Origin of the sequence: Vibrio sp. HDW18 (genome assembly GCF_011306175.1) — a bacterium.
Classification (GTDB): Bacteria; Pseudomonadota; Gammaproteobacteria; order Enterobacterales; family Vibrionaceae; genus Vibrio; species Vibrio chanodichtyis.
Genome location: NZ_CP049913.1, coordinates 1,174,554 through 1,192,308 on the forward strand (window position 1 = coordinate 1,174,554; position 17,755 = coordinate 1,192,308).

16 protein-coding genes and 2 pseudogenes are annotated in these 17,755 nt (G+C 44.6%); 13 read left to right on the forward strand and 5 right to left on the reverse strand.

Going from position 1 to position 17,755, the window contains the following annotated elements:
* The first annotated feature begins 28 nt into the window (after positions 1-28).
* From G7083_RS05670 to istB, 5 genes and pseudogenes are all read left to right on the forward strand, one after another.
* The gene (locus G7083_RS05670; protein ID WP_166013938.1) at positions 29-337 is read left to right on the forward strand and encodes an IS66 family insertion sequence element accessory protein TnpB; all 309 of its coding nucleotides are present in this window, start codon (positions 29-31) and stop codon (positions 335-337) included.
* Entirely contained in the window at positions 331-678 is a 348-nt protein-coding gene (gene tnpB / locus G7083_RS05675) for an IS66 family insertion sequence element accessory protein TnpB (RefSeq protein ID WP_277347123.1), read from the forward strand. The genes G7083_RS05670 and tnpB (G7083_RS05675) overlap by 7 nt, the downstream gene beginning before the upstream one ends.
* 89 nt (positions 679-767) lie before the next feature.
* Positions 768-2,262 (forward strand): annotated as a pseudogene (locus G7083_RS05680) (IS66 family transposase).
* A gap of 58 nt (positions 2,263-2,320) precedes the next feature.
* Positions 2,321-3,361: an IS21 family transposase gene (istA, locus tag G7083_RS05685; protein WP_166013940.1), complete on the forward strand. Its 1,041-nt coding sequence runs from the start codon at positions 2,321-2,323 to the stop codon at positions 3,359-3,361.
* The gene (istB, locus tag G7083_RS05690; RefSeq protein WP_166013941.1) at positions 3,348-4,109 is read left to right on the forward strand and encodes an IS21-like element helper ATPase IstB; all 762 of its coding nucleotides are present in this window, start codon (positions 3,348-3,350) and stop codon (positions 4,107-4,109) included. The genes istA and istB overlap by 14 nt, the downstream gene beginning before the upstream one ends.
* A gap of 156 nt (positions 4,110-4,265) precedes the next feature.
* On the opposite strand, the pseudogene tssD reads toward istB, so the two are convergent.
* Positions 4,266-4,574, reverse strand: a pseudogene (tssD, locus tag G7083_RS05695) (type VI secretion system tube protein TssD); the annotation flags it as partial.
* 599 nt (positions 4,575-5,173) lie between these two features.
* Between tssD and G7083_RS05700 the strand changes: the two are divergent.
* The 8 genes from G7083_RS05700 (at position 5,174) to G7083_RS05735 (ending at position 13,235) form a co-directional block, all read left to right on the forward strand.
* The gene (locus G7083_RS05700) at positions 5,174-5,542 is read left to right on the forward strand and encodes a hypothetical protein (protein ID WP_166013942.1); all 369 of its coding nucleotides are present in this window, start codon (positions 5,174-5,176) and stop codon (positions 5,540-5,542) included.
* Between the two features lie 354 nt (positions 5,543-5,896).
* Positions 5,897-8,359, forward strand: coding sequence for a DNA cytosine methyltransferase (locus tag G7083_RS05705; RefSeq protein ID WP_166013943.1), 2,463 nt, complete (start codon positions 5,897-5,899; stop codon positions 8,357-8,359).
* A 366-nt stretch (positions 8,360-8,725) separates the two neighbouring features.
* Complete coding sequence (locus G7083_RS05710; RefSeq protein ID WP_166013944.1) at positions 8,726-9,046, forward strand: IS66 family insertion sequence element accessory protein TnpB; 321 nt, start codon at positions 8,726-8,728, stop codon at positions 9,044-9,046.
* Entirely contained in the window at positions 9,043-9,396 is a 354-nt protein-coding gene (gene tnpB / locus G7083_RS05715) for an IS66 family insertion sequence element accessory protein TnpB (protein WP_166013945.1), read from the forward strand. Before G7083_RS05710 ends, tnpB (G7083_RS05715) begins: the two co-directional genes overlap by 4 nt.
* A gap of 59 nt (positions 9,397-9,455) precedes the next feature.
* Positions 9,456-10,910, forward strand: coding sequence for an IS66 family transposase (locus tag G7083_RS05720; protein ID WP_166013946.1), 1,455 nt, complete (start codon positions 9,456-9,458; stop codon positions 10,908-10,910).
* Between the two features lie 65 nt (positions 10,911-10,975).
* On the forward strand, positions 10,976-11,296 hold the full coding sequence (locus G7083_RS05725; RefSeq protein ID WP_166013944.1) for an IS66 family insertion sequence element accessory protein TnpB: 321 nt from the start codon (positions 10,976-10,978) through the stop codon (positions 11,294-11,296).
* On the forward strand, positions 11,293-11,646 hold the full coding sequence (gene tnpB / locus G7083_RS05730) for an IS66 family insertion sequence element accessory protein TnpB (RefSeq protein WP_166013945.1): 354 nt from the start codon (positions 11,293-11,295) through the stop codon (positions 11,644-11,646). Before G7083_RS05725 ends, tnpB (G7083_RS05730) begins: the two co-directional genes overlap by 4 nt.
* A gap of 59 nt (positions 11,647-11,705) precedes the next feature.
* Positions 11,706-13,235 (forward strand): IS66 family transposase, encoded by a 1,530-nt coding sequence (locus G7083_RS05735; RefSeq protein ID WP_166013947.1) that lies wholly within the window; start codon positions 11,706-11,708, stop codon positions 13,233-13,235.
* A 124-nt stretch (positions 13,236-13,359) separates the two neighbouring features.
* On the opposite strand, the gene G7083_RS05740 is transcribed toward G7083_RS05735, so the two are convergent.
* The 4 genes from G7083_RS05740 to G7083_RS05755 form a co-directional block, all read right to left on the reverse strand.
* On the reverse strand, positions 13,360-14,406 hold the full coding sequence (locus G7083_RS05740; protein ID WP_206212113.1) for a hypothetical protein: 1,047 nt from the start codon (positions 14,404-14,406) through the stop codon (positions 13,360-13,362).
* Positions 14,407-15,431: 1,025 nt separating this feature from the next.
* A complete protein-coding gene (locus G7083_RS05745; protein ID WP_166013947.1) occupies positions 15,432-16,961 on the reverse strand; it encodes an IS66 family transposase in 1,530 nt (509 codons plus the stop codon).
* 59 nt (positions 16,962-17,020) lie between these two features.
* Entirely contained in the window at positions 17,021-17,374 is a 354-nt protein-coding gene (gene tnpB / locus G7083_RS05750; protein WP_166013945.1) for an IS66 family insertion sequence element accessory protein TnpB, read from the reverse strand.
* Positions 17,371-17,691, reverse strand: coding sequence for an IS66 family insertion sequence element accessory protein TnpB (locus G7083_RS05755; protein WP_166013944.1), 321 nt, complete (start codon positions 17,689-17,691; stop codon positions 17,371-17,373). The genes tnpB (G7083_RS05750) and G7083_RS05755 overlap by 4 nt, the downstream gene beginning before the upstream one ends.
* Positions 17,692-17,755: the final 64 nt, after the last annotated feature.

The following is a 17,755-nucleotide window of genomic DNA, read 5'->3' on the forward strand; positions in this document are numbered from 1 at the left end:
ATAGTGATTTCGCAACCAAGGAGTCACTATGAACCAATCGAACAAAACTCAGTTTTGGGCAGAAATCATTGAGCAACAGAGCCAAACTGAGTTATCCATTGTCGCGTTTTGCAAGGCAAACCAACTGACGGTAAATACCTTTTACTACTGGCGCAAAAAGCTTTACGGGGGCGAACAGCAACAAGTGGTGCATCCTGTCCTGATAGAAGATAGCCCGAAAAGCATAGGGGAACGCCAGTCGGTTATGCTTTCACTACCAACAGGAATGACCGTTGAATTTCCCGCTAACATGCCAGCACACCAAATCCAAAACTGGTTACAGGCTCTGACGTGTTAACACCGAACTTGGGTATTTACCTGGTCTCGGGCATAACTGACATGCGCAAGTCTATTGATGGCTTGTCATTGATTGTGGCTGATGTGTTGGAAATGGATCCGTTCAGTGAAGCCTGGTTTATCTTCTGCAACCGCGGCCGAGACAAAATTAAGATCTTGTTCTGGGATACTAATGGTTTTTGGCTTTATTACCGCCGACTGGAGAAAGGTCGTTTTAAATGGCCTAAACCCAATGCATCTGGTCATATCGCTATCTCCAGACAGCAACTTCAATGGTTACTCTCTGGGCTTAATCTGGAACACCCAAAAGCTCACCAGCCCTTATATGGCATTGAAGTGTGAGCCAATACCATGATCGTGATAAAGGGCTTGAACGATCCTTTTACCCTGTCAGACTAACGGCATAATCCTGACCAAGAGCAGCCTGACTGATGAATCACCTTCCTGACGACGTAGAACAACTGAAAGCGATGCTGTTAGCGCTTCAGGAAGAAAACAAAGCGAAGGACAAGCAACTACAGGCCCAGCAAGAAGAAATGGCTGAGCTTAAAACACGGGTGGAACTTCTGCTTGAGCAACTCAACCTCAGTAAATCCAAACGGTTCTCTTCCCAGAGTGAAAAGGTGGTTAAAGGTACCTTCAATGAAGCCGAGCAGCAAAATGCACTGCACAAACCTGAGCCAGCTCATCATAAAAAAGGACGTAAACCGCTACCTGAAGAGCTGGAGCGAGAAGTTCAGGTTCACACTGCGAATGTTGTGGGCACGAATTACATAAATGTGGGGTAGAAACCTCTGAAGAGCTGAAGATCATCCCTCAGAAAATCAGTGTGATCCGCCATGAACGAACCAAATATGCCTGCCGTCAGTGTGAACATACCGAAACCAGCAGCAAGATCGTCACAGCCCCCAAACCCGCTAGCATGATCCCGAAAAGTATCGGTTGTCCAGAAACCTTCGCCGCCATCGTTACTGCCAAATACGTTGATGCGCTACCGCTGTACCGTCAGGTTGATATTCTTAAGCGAGGCGACATCGATATTAGCCGAGGTACGCTGGCCAACTGGTGTGTTCAGCTAGGGAACAAAGTTGACGTCATTATCGACCAGATGAAAGCCCGCTTGTTATCTGAAAGCTTAATCTGCGCAGACGAAACCACGGTACAGGTACTGTCAGAGCCAGGGAAAACAGCGCAAAGCAAGTCCTATATGTGGGTCTATCGCAGTGGCGAGTTCCATAAGTTACCAGTGGTTATCTATGATTATCAGCCAGGGCGCGGGGCAAACTGTCTCAACACCTTCCTTGGTGATTACTCTGGTTATCTGTTGTCGGATGGGTATCCTGCATATGACACTCTTAAAAATGTCACGCAAGCGGGTTGCATGGCTCATGCAAGACGTAAGTTTACCGATGCACAAAAAGCTCAACCGACCAAGAAAGTTGGCCGTGTAGAAAAAGCGCTAAACTATATCGGTAAGCTTTACGGTATAGAACGGGAGATTAGAGCACTAAGTCCAGAAAATCGGCGACAGATAAGGCAACAAAAAGCCAAGCCTATACTCGATGAGTTCCATAAATGGTTGGTCGGGGTCAAGGAAACACAACTACCGAAAGGCAAGCTCGGGATCGCCATCAACTATGCGATAAACCAGTGGCCAAAACTTCTTACGTATCTTGAAGACGGTAATATCAGCATCGATAATAACGTGACTGAGAGAGATGTACGTCCGTTTACCACGGGGCGCAAAAATTGGATGTTCTCAACTTCAGTAGACGGAGCAAAGGCCAGTGCAAACCGCTATAGTCTGGTCATGACTTGCCGTGCCGTGCAAACGACATCAATCCCTACTTCTACTTCGTGCACCTGTTCAGAGAGTTACCGAAGCGTTCACCAAGTGTCACCGATCATGCAAAACTGATCCACTAACGATCATCGAAAACTGATCCACTTGGTATCATCCGTTTATTTTTTGTACGGGTGATTTATGTTAACCAAGGAGATATTTGTGGACATTCATGTTCGCTTTGCACAGGGCCAAAGCATCCGGAAAATTGCCCGTCAATTAGGTATTTCTCGTAACACCGTAAAGCATCATTTGCAGCAGCATCAGATGCCCGCTTACGCGCAACGAGTACAACCCGTGACAAAACTAGAGCCCTTTAAGCCCTATCTCGTTCAACGAATTGAGCAGGCCAAACCCGATTGGATACCTGCTACGGTCTTATTTGATGAGGTGGTTCAACGTGGTTATCAAGGCGGTATTGCTCAGCTCCGTCGCTTTGTCTGTCAGTTTAAGCTTTGTTCCACTCCTGAGCCGGTTGTCCGTTTTGAAACCCTGCCAGGGCAGCAAATGCAAATCGACTTTACCACCATTCGGCGCGGTAAACGGCCGCTCAAAGCCTTTGTCGCAACCTTAGGTTATTCGCGCGCCACTTTCGTAAAATTTTTTGATAACGAGCGTGCGCATGCATGGCAACAAGGTTTAAAAGAAGCGTTTGAGTATTTCGGTGGCGTACCGGAGCAGGTGTTGTGTGACAACGCTAAAGCACTCATCATTGAGCTAGATGCTTATGCACAAGGCGAGCATAAGTTGCATGACGAGATGCTACAGATGTCGAAAGACTACGGCTTCAAGCTGGTTGCTTGTAAACCCTATCGAGCCAAGACTAAATGGAAAGTTGAGCGTTTTAACCATTACCTAAAAAACAGCTTCGTTGTGCCACTTCGCGCCGAATTGCGCGCGCAAAATCTCGAACTGGATGTACCAATAGCCAACGCAAAAGTCGGCCCATGGTTACAACGTGTGGCGAATCAACGCATTCATGGCACCACGTTAGCTGTCCCTGCTGAGCGCTTGCGAGAAGAAGTGAAACAGTTACTTCCTTTGCCAAGGTTGGTACAGGGTGCAAGTCAACACAAGTCAGCCCTAGATATCCGTATTGTTCCGCCGTTAGAGTCCATCAATCTACAACATCCTATGAAGGTTTACGAAGCGCTGTTAGGAGGTGGCCATGCTACTGCATGAACAAATCGGCCACCTCTGTGACTCACTGAAACTCGGCTCTGTTGCTGCCTCTTGGCCATCGTTGGCGGAGCAATGTATTGCTCAGGAAAAGAGTTATGGTGAATTTCTACGCGCTTTATTGGCAAGCGAGCAACAACAACGAGACGAACGCACTCGACAGCTTTTCAATCGTATGGCCGGTTTTCCCGCTCATAAAGAGTTAAGTACGTTTGATTTTAAGTTCGCCACCGGCGTTCCGAAACAGCAGATACAAGAGTTAAGTGCGCTGACCTTCATTGAGCGTAATGAAAACGTAGTGTTGCTCGGGCCAAGTGGTGTCGGTAAAACGCATTTAGCCATCGGGTTGGGGCTCAAAACCGTACAAGCTAAAAAGAAAACGCGCTTTATCACTGCCGCTGATTTGATGCTGCAACTATCGACCGCTAAGCGGCAAAACAAGCTGAAGCAATACCTCTCTCGTTCTGTGATGGCCCCAAGGTTATTGATCATTGATGAAATCGGTTACCTGCCGTTTGGACGGGAAGAAGCGAACCTATTTTTTAATGTGATCGCTAAGCGCTATGAGTATGGCAGTATTATTTTGACCAGTAATTTATCGTTTGGCCAGTGGCCTAGCGCATTTGCCGATGATGCGACATTGACGGCTGCGATGTTAGATCGACTACTTCACCACTCCTATGTTTTGCAGTTGAGTGGTGATAGTTATCGATTGAAAGATAAACGACGTTCAGGAGCAATACCTGAGTAAAAGGGTGGATCAATTTTGATTGATCGTTTTTAAGCTAAAAGTGGATCAGTTTTCGGTGATCGTTGACAACCAAGCGATGATTTAACTGATCTTATGCCATGGAATGTAGGAATCAGCTAGGCTGAATACAGTCTCACTGGTTAACTAGGCGCTTACGATAGAGGTACGGTACCATTTTAGCTCCACCGATTTCATCTTCTCACCCGAAGAGAGGGCGTTATAAAGCAGAGGAACCGCTTTGTTGAGCGCGACGGTGAATTTGAATGGCTTGTGCACACGTTGACCTGAAGGCTGACCCGATTGTGGGTCGGTCGGTACAGTCACTGTATGGTCAAACATTTGAACCAACATTTGGTCTTCATGACCTTCAACGAATGCATCGCCGATAGAGTCAGTAAAAAGAGCGCCAGCAGTGATGAGGCCCTGTGTTTCGCCTTCGATAGAGATATAACATGGAGTTGGCATAGCTTAATCCTTATTGAGTGAATCAAAGCGATGTGAACCACATCGCACAGTTTGATGCTTCTCTACGCAAAAGAAATGCCAAATCAAAAAGAGCTATATATCAAGTGGTTAGAAAAACCCAGCAAACACTCAAGCAATAAATTGCTCGCGTGGGCAAAAAATTGCTCACGGTAACAAAATTTTTGCCCATCACACCTGCCGAAGAAAAAAAGTCTCTTCAGTTCGAATAAAGTCTGATCATTTACAATAAATGATTGATCGCTTTTGGGCTATATCAAGTCTGTCGGGGGCAGCTAAGCTAAAACAGTTTTTGCCCCAACACTCGCTAGATCAAATACTCTATAAAATTTAGGGGCGTGCATTTTTCCTACTAAATCTAATCCCAGCTCAGTAACGTCACTAGACTCTATTTTGGTGTCTAAATAGGCTAAATTAGAAAGGTGCTTGCTACGTTTTTACCACAGTTTGTCATTGATCAGTGATGTAGCACCCTTTTTAATTAAAGAATGTCCCTAAGTCATTGCTAGGTCTTATTCATCACAGAAATCACGAAATTATGTTGTTATTCTGTCTACATATAAAAATATAGGATAGATATTATGAAGTTATCTTTTGGTTCTCGTAGCCCCTACTTGGTGTTTTCGGACGAGCGACACTTTTATTATGCTTTAGGCTTCTTAGTTCGTTCAATTGAAACGCGAGCTTGCAAGTTAGTTTGGGAAAACAACCAACACCAAGGTGCTTGGGGGCATGAATGCCGTATTAAAATTTTTGATCGCCTCTTTGAGTTCAAAACTTTATATACTGGTCGCGTAAGTGCTGGAGTTGGTAACATTTTAGGTCGCATCAATTGTAACCAATATCTTGAGCATTTGACTTTACATCATAGTTTTAGCTTCCAGTCTGAACCTGATTATCAGTCAGTAAAAGCTACGGTGCCAACTGCTCGCCAACAGCGATTTCGATGACGGCTACAGTGCTTGATACAAAATTTAGGCACTTGAACTGAAGTGGAGAGCTTTTCTTGTACTCAGCCTGAATTTTTCTTTATTATGCATACACATTTGGAAGGGGTTCCCGAGTGACCGAAGAAAGTAGACTGTAAACCTATTCGCACTGCATTCGATGGTTCCAATCCATCCTTTCCCACTACACTCTAAAAGCCAGCATATTGCTGGTTTTTTCATGTTTCTCGCCCAAAAAAAAACCACAATAAAAAATAATCACATGTTAATCAACAAGTTAATTTAATGGTTCTTTTTATCCCTTCGAGTTTTGATTAAGTGTGTTAGAATGTGCATGTCAATAAATGAGGGTATATCATGCTAACGTACGTCAGCCTATTCAGTTCGGCGGGAGTTGGGTGCTTCGGTTTAAAAGAACTTGGGTTTAAATGTATCGCCACTGCTGAACTGTTAGAAAAGCGTTTAAACATCCAAAAATACAACAATAAGTGTGAGTATGATTCTGGATACATCTGTGGTGATCTTACTCAAAAAGACACGCATGACAGGCTTTACTGTGAAATAGCTGCCTACAAGCAGCGTAAAAAGCTTAAAGATATTGACCTCGTTGTGGCGACGCCTCCGTGCCAAGGCATGAGTGTGGCTAACCATAAGAAAAATGAGGAGCTTGGGCGTAACTCGCTAGTGGTTGAGTCTTTGAAGATTGTCAAAGAACAGCAGCCAAGGTTTTTTATCTTTGAAAACGTACGCGCGTTTCTTCAATCAGTGTGTACCGATCTCGATGGTGTCGATAAGCCTATCAAAGAGGCTATCCATACCAACTTGGGCCCAGACTACCAGATTGAAAGCAAAGTTCTTAACCTCAAGAACTATGGCGCGAACTCAAGTCGCACCCGTACACTTGTAATTGGTGTTAGAAGAGATCAAAAAGGCGTGACACCGCTCGATCTTTATCCAGATTTCCGCCCCGAGAAAACACTGCAAGACGTTATTGGTCACTTACCATATCTAAAAAAGATGGGTGAATTTTCTGAGGATGATTTCTTCCACTCATTCAGGCCGTATAAAGAAGAAATGTTGCCTTGGATTAAGGCCACTCCTTACGGCAAGAGTGCATTTGATAATACCGACGACAAGCTAAAGCCGCACAAGGTTGTCGATGGACAAATTGTGGTGAACCAGAGCAAAAATGGCGATAAGTATCAACGTCAGCTTTGGGATAAGGTCGCGCCTTGTATTCACACACGCAACGATTGTTTGCCAAGCCAAAACACTGTCCATCCGGTGGATGACCGCGTTTTCAGTATTCGTGAATTGATGCTGATGATGTCGATCCCTGAGTCTTTTCAATGGTTCCCAAGTGGTACTGTACCAACCAACGCTGCTAATTATGAAGTAAAAAATCAGTTTAGAAAGAAGACTGATATCAATATTCGCCAATGCTTGGGTGAAGCGGTGCCTAGCGCCGTGTTCGGTGAAATAGGACGTAAGATCATAAGTGTGAAGTCTCCTCGTTTATCTGAAAAACAGATCGCTGATACCATCCGAGAGTATCACTTGGAAGACATGGCAACACTTTACAAGTTCGTTGAGAAGAACTGGCAAGACTATGCATCACAAGACATGTTCAAAATCTGTGAGTTAGCCAACGCAGAACGACTTGATACCGCTGCATATTACACCGACCAAGAAATCTGCTTTTCAGCAATAGCGCCGTTGCCGGAGATTAGTTCTGACACCTTACGCGTACTAGAGCCGGCGGTTGGTGTGGGTAACTTCTTGCATCAAATTGTCAAAAAGTATCAAGGTAAAAAACTGATCATTGATTGCGTGGACATCAACAAAGATTCGATTGAACTTTGTAAACTGCTGATCAACAAATACATCTCGCTCGATAATGTAGAAATCAATTTTTTTAATGAAGACTTCTTACTGCTAGAAACCAACAAAACCTACGATGTGGTTGTTGGTAATCCGCCGTACATGAAAATCAAAGATAACAGCCTGCTTAGTAAGTATCGTCGTGGCTTGGCGAACCAAACTACTAATAACATTTTCTCGTTTTTTATTGAGAAATGCAGCAAGTTGGGCAAGCATGTTTCATTAATTGTACCAAAAGCGCTACTAAATGCGCCGGAATATATGAAGACGCGAAAGTTGCTAGAAATGCACACACTGCTGCATATCAACGATTACAATGAAAAAGCGTTCGATGTGAAAATTGAGACTGTTTCAGTTACTTACACAACTTCCAAGCCTAAAAACCACAGTCAGGTGAGCGTTTACTCTTACCTGAACAAGGCTTACTTTGTGCTTGAGCAAGACTACTTGACTCATAACTACTTCAATAGTTGGTTGTTGTATCGTAATGAATGGTTTGATGAGATTTTCCAGACCCTAGAGTTTGGTAAGTTTAAAGTTTTTCGTGACCGTCAAATCACCAAGAAACACACGAAAAAGCAGGGTAAATATCGCGTAATTAAGTCGCGCAATATCGGCCATGGGGACATCAAAGACATTGAAAATTACGATTGCTATGTGGATGATATCTCAGAATTCGCAGTGAAAAAGTATCTCGATGCCAATGTAATTCTGGTGCCGAACCTGACCTACAATCCACGCGCAACACGCCTGCCAAAAGGCAGCGTGGCTGATGGTTCAGCGGCAATTTTATATACCGATGATGTGGTGACCGATGATAATATTGATTACTTCTCAAGTTCTGAGTTTAATCAGTTTTATCGCATCGCGAGAAACTATGGTACACGTTCGATGAATATCGACAGTGTTTCAGTGAGTTACTTTGGGATGAAACGCTAATCTAATAATGCAGCTTGAAGATTGTTATAAAAAAATAGCAGGTATGACGCCTACTATTTTTTTACTCAAGTTTTGAGCGCCTAGGTGGCAAAGCTAGTTGATATATGCCGCAGCAATTTTATGTCTGATCTCTTCCACGCCCATCCCCTCGGTAAGCAAATCGGAATCTAACCCTGTGTTCACTACATTGATGAACTCATTCAAGCTATAAAACTCATCAAATTGAGAGAAGACCGAGCGTTCAATGCTGTCTAATTTCGCGAGTAGGCCAACCAGTTGGTAAGACGTAAACGCGTCATAAACCCCACATTCTAATCAATCTCGGTACGCCCTAAGATCAAACCTCAAACTACAAGGAGATCTGAAATGGCAAAGCGGCGTACCGACCAAGAATGGCAAACCCTGTTCGAGCAATACGAATCCAGTCAACTCTCTCAGCGTGTGTTCTGCGAGCGCCATGATCTGAGTCTTTCGACCTTCTACGCAAAGCGTCAACAATTGCATTGCTCTGGGCAATCTCAAGCAGGTGGCTTTATCAAAGCGGAAGTCGTTGAAAAAACGACACGCTACCAGATGACTCAAACACCGATTGCCAACATGACATTATTTATTAATGACGTTGAACTCAGCATCCCCCAGGGAACACCTGCCTCGTATCTGGCAGAGTTAATCGGAGCACTGTCATGAAACGAATGCTGAGTGCTCCGAATGTTTACCTGTATCGGGAGTTTGTGGATTTTAGAAAGTCCATCAATGGTCTGGCGGCGATTATTGAATCTGAAACCGACTTACCATTAGGAAGCGGTGCGCTGTTCCTGTTTATCAATAAACAACGCGACAAAATCAAAGTCTTGTATTGGGATAAAACGGGCTTCGCTCTGTGGTATAAAAGATTGGAAAAAGCCAAATTCAAATGGCCCACTCAAGAGAAAAAACAGGTATACACCCTGACTCAATTTGACTTAGACAGACTGTTATCGGGCTTCACGATAATCGGCCATAAACCGATAAAAATAGACAATATTACAATGAGTTAATCTCGATAAAAGTCAGTTACACCAAGCCTTAGAGTGGCGTTTTTAGTATAATAAATGCCATGAAAAAGACGCCCGATATTAACCCAGAAAGCCAAGACATCGCCGAGCTTCAAGCTATGGTGAAAGCGTTGATGTCGGAGAAAAAGGAGTGGCAACAAGAGCGCCAATCCTTAATTGAGCAATTTAAGCTCGCTCTTGACCGCCAGTTCGCCAAACGCTCAGAAGCGTTAAAACCTTATAATGAAGCACAGGGTGACCTCTTCAATGAAGCGGAATGCGAAGCCGCTAAAGCTGAAGAGGAAGTTGTCACGACAACGACGACCACAAAACGCCGTGGTAAACGTCAACCACTGCCTAAAGACTTACCGCGTGAAATCCTCGTACTTGACCTTGATGAGCATGATAAGCAATGTCCTTGCTGTCAGCACACTCTCCATAAAGTCGGTGAAGACCGCAGTGAAAAGCTGGAGTTCACGCCAGCGGTGTTAAAAGTGTTGGAGGTTGTCCGCCCTAAATACGCTTGTCGTCAGTGCGAACAAAAAGCAGAGACGAGCCGTATTCACCAACAGCCTGCTCCAAAGAGCATCATCCCCAAAAGCTTCGCCACTGAAAGCCTGCTTGCCAACATTATCCTCGGTAAATATCAGTATGCGCTACCGCTGTACCGCCAGGAAACCCTGTTCACCCAGTCGGGTATCGAGTTATCGAGAACCACGATGGCAAGATGGGTAATCCAGGTGAGTGAAAAGTTCAAACCGCTTTATCAAGCATTAAAAGCACACTTACTTGAGCAAGTGGCGGTTCATGCTGATGAGACACCGCTCAATGTGCTCAAGGAAGACAAGCAATGTTACATGTGGCTATACTGCTCGGGGGCTGACTCGCCCGAAGCTACACTCCCTGACATGAAAAACATCGTCTTGTTCGACTATCAAAACAGTCGTGCGAGAGCTTGTCCCGTGGGCTTCCTGGGCGACTACTCAGGTTATCTGCAAAGTGATGGCTACGGTGCTTATGACGGATTAACCAAAGTTACCAATGTCGGCTGCTTCGCTCACGCACGTCGTAAGTTCATGGATGCGAAGAAGCTTCAAGGCAAAGGAAAATCAGGTAAAGCGGATGTGGCGTTAGCAAAAATCCAAAAGCTGTATGCACTTGAATCCCGATTAAAACTCGCTTCGGTCGAAGAACGTTGGTCTGAGAGACAATCCAATGCTAAACCCATGCTAGATGACCTCTATGACTGGTTAACCACGCAAAAAGTCATCGAATCGAGTCCTCTTGGAAAAGCCATCAAGTACACCCTGGGTCAGTGGCCTAAGCTGATACGCTATGTTGAAGATGGGCATTTATCTATCGACAACAACCGAGCGGAACGCGCAATTAAGTCATTGGTTATTGGGAGAAAAAACTGGTTGTTCGCCAACAATCCCAATGGTGCAGATGCCAGTGCGTTACTATACAGCATCATCGAGACAGCAAAAGCTAACGGGCTAATAGTAAACGCGTCATAAACCCCACATTCTAATCAATCTCGGTACGCCCTAAGATCAAACCTCAAACTACAAGGAGATCTGAAATGGCAAAGCGGCGTACCGACCAAGAATGGCAAACCCTGTTCGAGCAATACGAATCCAGTCAACTCTCTCAGCGTGTGTTCTGCGAGCGCCATGATCTGAGTCTTTCGACCTTCTACGCAAAGCGTCAACAATTGCATTGCTCTGGGCAATCTCAAGCAGGTGGCTTTATCAAAGCGGAAGTCGTTGAAAAAACGACACGCTACCAGATGACTCAAACACCGATTGCCAACATGACATTATTTATTAATGACGTTGAACTCAGCATCCCCCAGGGAACACCTGCCTCGTATCTGGCAGAGTTAATCGGAGCACTGTCATGAAACGAATGCTGAGTGCTCCGAATGTTTACCTGTATCGGGAGTTTGTGGATTTTAGAAAGTCCATCAATGGTCTGGCGGCGATTATTGAATCTGAAACCGACTTACCATTAGGAAGCGGTGCGCTGTTCCTGTTTATCAATAAACAACGCGACAAAATCAAAGTCTTGTATTGGGATAAAACGGGCTTCGCTCTGTGGTATAAAAGATTGGAAAAAGCCAAATTCAAATGGCCCACTCAAGAGAAAAAACAGGTATACACCCTGACTCAATTTGACTTAGACAGACTGTTATCGGGCTTCACGATAATCGGCCATAAACCGATAAAAATAGACAATATTACAATGAGTTAATCTCGATAAAAGTCAGTTACACCAAGCCTTAGAGTGGCGTTTTTAGTATAATAAATGCCATGAAAAAGACGCCCGATATTAACCCAGAAAGCCAAGACATCGCCGAGCTTCAAGCTATGGTGAAAGCGTTGATGTCGGAGAAAAAGGAGTGGCAACAAGAGCGCCAATCCTTAATTGAGCAATTTAAGCTCGCTCTTGACCGCCAGTTCGCCAAACGCTCAGAAGCGTTAAAACCTTATAATGAAGCACAGGGTGACCTCTTCAATGAAGCGGAATGCGAAGCCGCTAAAGCTGAAGAGGAAGTTGTCACGACAACGACGACCACAAAACGCCGTGGTAAACGTCAACCACTGCCTAAAGACTTACCGCGTGAAATCCTCGTACTTGACCTTGATGAGCATGATAAGCAATGTCCTTGCTGTCAGCACACTCTCCATAAAGTCGGTGAAGACCGCAGTGAAAAGCTGGAGTTCACGCCAGCGGTGTTAAAAGTGTTGGAGGTTGTCCGCCCTAAATACGCTTGTCGTCAGTGCGAACAAAAAGCAGAGACGAGCCGTATTCACCAACAGCCTGCTCCAAAGAGCATCATCCCCAAAAGCTTCGCCACTGAAAGCCTGCTTGCCAACATTATCCTCGGTAAATATCAGTATGCGCTACCGCTGTACCGCCAGGAAACCCTGTTCACCCAGTCGGGTATCGAGTTATCGAGAACCACGATGGCAAGATGGGTAATCCAGGTGAGTGAAAAGTTCAAACCGCTTTATCAAGCATTAAAAGCACACTTACTTGAGCAAGTGGCGGTTCATGCTGATGAGACACCGCTCAATGTGCTCAAGGAAGACAAGCAATGTTACATGTGGCTATACTGCTCGGGGGCTGACTCGCCCGAAGCTACACTCCCTGACATGAAAAACATCGTCTTGTTCGACTATCAAAACAGTCGTGCGAGAGCTTGTCCCGTGGGCTTCCTGGGCGACTACTCAGGTTATCTGCAAAGTGATGGCTACGGTGCTTATGACGGATTAACCAAAGTTACCAATGTCGGCTGCTTCGCTCACGCACGTCGTAAGTTCATGGATGCGAAGAAGCTTCAAGGCAAAGGAAAATCAGGTAAAGCGGATGTGGCGTTAGCAAAAATCCAAAAGCTGTATGCACTTGAATCCCGATTAAAACTCGCTTCGGTCGAAGAACGTTGGTCTGAGAGACAATCCAATGCTAAACCCATGCTAGATGACCTCTATGACTGGTTAACCACGCAAAAAGTCATCGAATCGAGTCCTCTTGGAAAAGCCATCAAGTACACCCTGGGTCAGTGGCCTAAGCTGATACGCTATGTTGAAGATGGGCATTTATCTATCGACAACAACCGAGCGGAACGCGCAATTAAGTCATTGGTTATTGGGAGAAAAAACTGGTTGTTCGCCAACAATCCCAATGGTGCAGATGCCAGTGCGTTACTATACAGCATCATCGAGACAGCAAAAGCTAACGGGCTAATACTCTACGATTACATGGTGAAATGTATGAAAGAGTTGGCAAAGTCAGAGCCTGATATCGACTCACTGCTTCCTTGGAACTTCTCACATTAAAACTCGAACGCCCCGTGGGATCATGGGGCGGATACGGCTAATACTCTACGATTACATGGTGAAATGTATGAAAGAGTTGGCAAAGTCAGAGCCTGATATCGACTCACTGCTTCCTTGGAACTTCTCACATTAAAACTCGAACGCCCCGTGGGATCATGGGGCGGATACGGTAAGACTTTGATACGGTCTGAGTGTTGCCATTGGGGTGTGCGTAGGCTAGGTGCTGCCCTGGCGTGAGTAATATAAGGTTTTCAAGCGTATCAGAAAGCTCAGGGAAGACTGCTTGAGGGAAAATATGGTGCACATGGCTAGCCTCCAATTCCTTAAAGCGATTCACCTCACTCTTGCCCTCATGGTAGCGACGTACACTCTTCTTCGCTTTGTTGACGTGGTAGACCTCAGTGGTCGTTTCCTCTGGAATTTGCTCAAGGAATGTGGCCCTTGGCATGTCTTTCGGTTTGTTTAGGTCTCTAAAGTTAGGACGGTTGTAAATGAGATCTTGGTAAGGGATTGGCCCTGATGACAGATGCCCATCTTTTGAACCATGTGAGGATCTAGCAAAGGCGATGGGATTCAGCACTTTAGGGAATATTCGGTTACATTCCGTAACGCCATTAATCTTGGTGTAGTTGATGATAAAGCTGCTGTAGCTCTCTTTAAGATCTGAATAGTTGACCTTGTTCGGGCTAGCAAAGAACTGCTCAAATTTAGGGTAAAGACCGCTATCACGCATTACTTTTGTTAGGTAACTGACGACAAAATTTAGAGTGTTACGCTCGCTGGCAGCAATGTAACTAAGAAAGTCCTCATTGGCGACTCTGTAGAGGGTGGCGTTTCCAGATTTTCCTGTTTCTTGGAGTACACCTGCTTGTGTCAGAGCTTTGATTGGCATCGATGCGACTTTATCATATTCACGAGCAGCGCCAGGATCACTGATTGCTGGCTTTTTGAAATGCCCTGCCATCACTTCATTTAACTCATCGGAATACATGACATTCTTCACGGTAAATGTTTGTTGGCCGTTTTCATGCATCTCTAAAATGACATCACTAACCGAGCAAAGCACGTCTAATGTACACTTTTGGTCAAAGTAGCGGCCATTACCATTAAGACGAAGATCTAGATTCAGTGAATCGAAATGCGCCTCAATACTTTCTTTAATTTTTCTCACAGGTTGACTTGCCTCAAGGGGTACTGCATATATCCCATTGAATCTACAAAGTTATTAAGGAACGCACAATGTTTTTGTACTTTTTTAGTGTAAGCGTTGGCAAACCCTATTGCCGAGACTGTCGATAATTGAACGAAACAATCGTTCAACTTTTGCAAGTGACACTAGCTTTAGCAATTGATAGTTAACGATAGTTTTTGTTATTTGCGCTTAATCCCAAGTGTTGAACAAGCACGATGTCTAGATATGTAAATTGTACGAACGCCGTCAAAGGTGATGATATCTTGATGATTTTTTAAGAAAATTATCATACTAGCTTGCCATACTAAAACTAATTCGACGAACCACAATTTAAGTACGAACTCTAAGAAGCTTTTGTACAGAAAGGTTTTTGAAATTGGTCAATCTTTATTATCATCTCCTTAGATTTGGCATTAGTGATGCGCCTAAAAAACGATCAAACCTTAGCATTCACATTGATAAAAAATGCATGAAAAATCCACATTTCCGATGAAACTATTTTGTCCTCTAACAACACTATTGCGTTGCAGCAAGCTTCCGACATTAATGTAGACAAAACACACTGAATTTCTGCACTGGCTTAACAACGAAAATTCTGGAAAAATGCTGAATGTGACAGAAATCCATTAAAATTCAGCCTCAACCGGGAAGTTTTCTGGAAAATGCCGCAAGATTAGAGCAGACAAAGCTTTACAGATTAATTCCAGAAATTACGTGTGGTAGTAGAATTTCTACCATGAGGGGTTAGTGTAGGAAAAGCATCTTACACATAAATAAATCTGGAAAACAATCAATCACTGTCCATGCTGTATGTGTGGACAGTGATATTTTTCAGGATGAATTTAGGACATATCTTGTACACTCTAGCGATGCTTTCAAAAAACGGATCTAAAACTGGATGATGAAAATTCTATTTCCAAAACACCGCTGACAATATTAGTTTTTCTCTGACTTTATGAGCATTTTTCTGTATCCGCCCCATGATCCCACGGGGCGTTCGAGTTTTAATGTGAGAAGTTCCAAGGAAGCAGTGAGTCGATATCAGGCTCTGACTTTGCCAACTCTTTCATACATTTCACCATGTAATCGTAGAGTATTAGCCCGTTAGCTTTTGCTGTCTCGATGATGCTGTATAGTAACGCACTGGCATCTGCACCATTGGGATTGTTGGCGAACAACCAGTTTTTTCTCCCAATAACCAATGACTTAATTGCGCGTTCCGCTCGGTTGTTGTCGATAGATAAATGCCCATCTTCAACATAGCGTATCAGCTTAGGCCACTGACCCAGGGTGTACTTGATGGCTTTTCCAAGAGGACTCGATTCGATGACTTTTTGCGTGGTTAACCAGTCATAGAGGTCATCTAGCATGGGTTTAGCATTGGATTGTCTCTCAGACCAACGTTCTTCGACCGAAGCGAGTTTTAATCGGGATTCAAGTGCATACAGCTTTTGGATTTTTGCTAACGCCACATCCGCTTTACCTGATTTTCCTTTGCCTTGAAGCTTCTTCGCATCCATGAACTTACGACGTGCGTGAGCGAAGCAGCCGACATTGGTAACTTTGGTTAATCCGTCATAAGCACCGTAGCCATCACTTTGCAGATAACCTGAGTAGTCGCCCAGGAAGCCCACGGGACAAGCTCTCGCACGACTGTTTTGATAGTCGAACAAGACGATGTTTTTCATGTCAGGGAGTGTAGCTTCGGGCGAGTCAGCCCCCGAGCAGTATAGCCACATGTAACATTGCTTGTCTTCCTTGAGCACATTGAGCGGTGTCTCATCAGCATGAACCGCCACTTGCTCAAGTAAGTGTGCTTTTAATGCTTGATAAAGCGGTTTGAACTTTTCACTCACCTGGATTACCCATCTTGCCATCGTGGTTCTCGATAACTCGATACCCGACTGGGTGAACAGGGTTTCCTGGCGGTACAGCGGTAGCGCATACTGATATTTACCGAGGATAATGTTGGCAAGCAGGCTTTCAGTGGCGAAGCTTTTGGGGATGATGCTCTTTGGAGCAGGCTGTTGGTGAATACGGCTCGTCTCTGCTTTTTGTTCGCACTGACGACAAGCGTATTTAGGGCGGACAACCTCCAACACTTTTAACACCGCTGGCGTGAACTCCAGCTTTTCACTGCGGTCTTCACCGACTTTATGGAGAGTGTGCTGACAGCAAGGACATTGCTTATCATGCTCATCAAGGTCAAGTACGAGGATTTCACGCGGTAAGTCTTTAGGCAGTGGTTGACGTTTACCACGGCGTTTTGTGGTCGTCGTTGTCGTGACAACTTCCTCTTCAGCTTTAGCGGCTTCGCATTCCGCTTCATTGAAGAGGTCACCCTGTGCTTCATTATAAGGTTTTAACGCTTCTGAGCGTTTGGCGAACTGGCGGTCAAGAGCGAGCTTAAATTGCTCAATTAAGGATTGGCGCTCTTGTTGCCACTCCTTTTTCTCCGACATCAACGCTTTCACCATAGCTTGAAGCTCGGCGATGTCTTGGCTTTCTGGGTTAATATCGGGCGTCTTTTTCATGGCATTTATTATACTAAAAACGCCACTCTAAGGCTTGGTGTAACTGACTTTTATCGAGATTAACTCATTGTAATATTGTCTATTTTTATCGGTTTATGGCCGATTATCGTGAAGCCCGATAACAGTCTGTCTAAGTCAAATTGAGTCAGGGTGTATACCTGTTTTTTCTCTTGAGTGGGCCATTTGAATTTGGCTTTTTCCAATCTTTTATACCACAGAGCGAAGCCCGTTTTATCCCAATACAAGACTTTGATTTTGTCGCGTTGTTTATTGATAAACAGGAACAGCGCACCGCTTCCTAATGGTAAGTCGGTTTCAGATTCAATAATCGCCGCCAGACCATTGATGGACTTTCTAAAATCCACAAACTCCCGATACAGGTAAACATTCGGAGCACTCAGCATTCGTTTCATGACAGTGCTCCGATTAACTCTGCCAGATACGAGGCAGGTGTTCCCTGGGGGATGCTGAGTTCAACGTCATTAATAAATAATGTCATGTTGGCAATCGGTGTTTGAGTCATCTGGTAGCGTGTCGTTTTTTCAACGACTTCCGCTTTGATAAAGCCACCTGCTTGAGATTGCCCAGAGCAATGCAATTGTTGACGCTTTGCGTAGAAGGTCGAAAGACTCAGATCATGGCGCTCGCAGAACACACGCTGAGAGAGTTGACTGGATTCGTATTGCTCGAACAGGGTTTGCCATTCTTGGTCGGTACGCCGCTTTGCCATTTCAGATCTCCTTGTAGTTTGAGGTTTGATCTTAGGGCGTACCGAGATTGATTAGAATGTGGGG